This window comes from Nocardia sp. NPDC004722 (assembly GCF_053601505.1).
Window position 1 is genome coordinate 1 of sequence record NZ_JBSGBY010001036.1, and the last position, 1548, is coordinate 1548.

Annotated in this window: 2 protein-coding genes; both read right to left on the reverse strand. The window is 65.8% G+C overall.

Translation table 11 applies throughout. The features are described 5' to 3' along the window. Positions 1-93 precede the first annotated feature (93 nt). The gene (locus ACWELQ_RS45440; RefSeq protein ID WP_452403151.1) at positions 94-555 is read right to left on the reverse strand and encodes a nuclear transport factor 2 family protein; all 462 of its coding nucleotides are present in this window, start codon (positions 553-555) and stop codon (positions 94-96) included. Next, a partial coding sequence (locus tag ACWELQ_RS45445) for a Wadjet anti-phage system protein JetD domain-containing protein (protein ID WP_452403152.1) occupies positions 552-1548 on the reverse strand: 997 nt, incomplete at its 5' end. The genes ACWELQ_RS45440 and ACWELQ_RS45445, both read right to left, overlap by 4 nt.

The following is a 1548-nucleotide window of genomic DNA, read 5'->3' on the forward strand; positions in this document are numbered from 1 at the left end:
CCGAACACTGCCCGCCGACCCCGGTCCGCCGTTTCCGTCGCGGCGTGCCCGCGGTCGCGGCCCTGTCCACCATTCCTTGCCGAGGAGAATCGGTCAGGGCAATCGGGGTGCGAGGTCGAAGATTCGGAAGATCTCTTCGACCTGGTAGGCGATCATGTGGGTGATGAGGCCGTCGCGGACGGTGAAGACCTGCAAGGTGTGGAGGGTGTAGGCGCCTTCGCTGTCGCGGGCGTAGGCGGCCAGGGCGGGCTGGCCGTTCGCGCCGATCGGGAGTAGGCGCCAGTCGGTGCCTCGGGTGTCGAAGACGCGGCCCATGAAACCGAGGTAGTCGGTGCGGCCGAGGTACCAGTTGAGCATGGGCGGCATTTCCATGGTCACGTCGTCGGCGAGGAGTTTCTCCAGGGCTGTCAGGTCGGCGTTGCGGAAGGCGGTGGCGTAGCTGTCGATCACGGCACGCTGCTCGGCGGGCTCGGTGACCTCGTCCTCGCCGATGCCGTTCTGGCCGAGGGTCTTCCGTGCTCGCTGGAGGGCGCTGTTGACCGCCGCCGGGCTCATATCGAGAGCCTGGGCGACCTGTGCGGCGCCGCGGGGCCGAAGGTGTCCTGGACGAGGTCGTGGTACAGGTCTGATTCGGAGTCGGTCAGGTGGTTGAGGGGAGTGGAGAAGGGTGCGGGTTCGGATACCCATTGGCCTTCGTGGGCGAGCATCGTGGCTCGGTCCATGAGCACGGATTCGGTGTGTGGGTGGCTAGCGCGTAGCCGGTCCAGGATGGCGAAGCCGTGCGTATCGATGTCACCCCAATAGCGGATGCGGCGATCGCTGAGCCAGGTGAGGGTATCGAGGCGGGACAGGGCGTAGCCGCCGCCGAAAATGGCCAGTGTGCGAGGTATCTCGGGGAGGGCCAGGTAGGTGACCTCGTTCTCGACGATGACGACCGTGTCGGCGTCGGGTGGGCGGGAGGCGAGTTCGTTGAGGCGGACTGTCAGCTCGGCGAATCCCGCTGTGCGGCTGGACGGATCGAGCCAGCGGAAGCGCACATATTGCGGCTTGCGGCGGAAGCCGTATCGAGCGGCGAAATCGGATGTCGGGTAGCCGGTGTCGATGCGCTCGGGTGACAAATGTCGGTCGAGCAGGCGGGCGAGGATACGCTGATGTTGTTCGATGAATTTCGTATCGACGCCTGGAACGTCGATCTGGCGTAGGTAGCAGTTGGTTCCCGCCGTGGTATCGATCCACAGCACCGTGGCAAGGATCTTGTCCCAAACCTCGGCCAGGTCCAAAGCCTGAAGGGGACGCTCGAGCGCCCAGTCCGCCAGTGCAGGGGCGGCGATACGCGTTTGCTCCAGCAGCGCCATGAAGCGGCGGACTTTGCCGGCGACGCCCAGCAGTGACCACAGTTGGTCCCAGTCCTCGATCCACACTCGTCGCGGCAATTCGTTCGTGCCGATGAGTCGGCCGCCGACCGTGTGATAGTCCAGTCGTATTGTCTCGCTGTCGAGTTCGCGCCAGGAACCGGCCCATTCCCGCGCCGCGCCGAGGTCTGCGGCG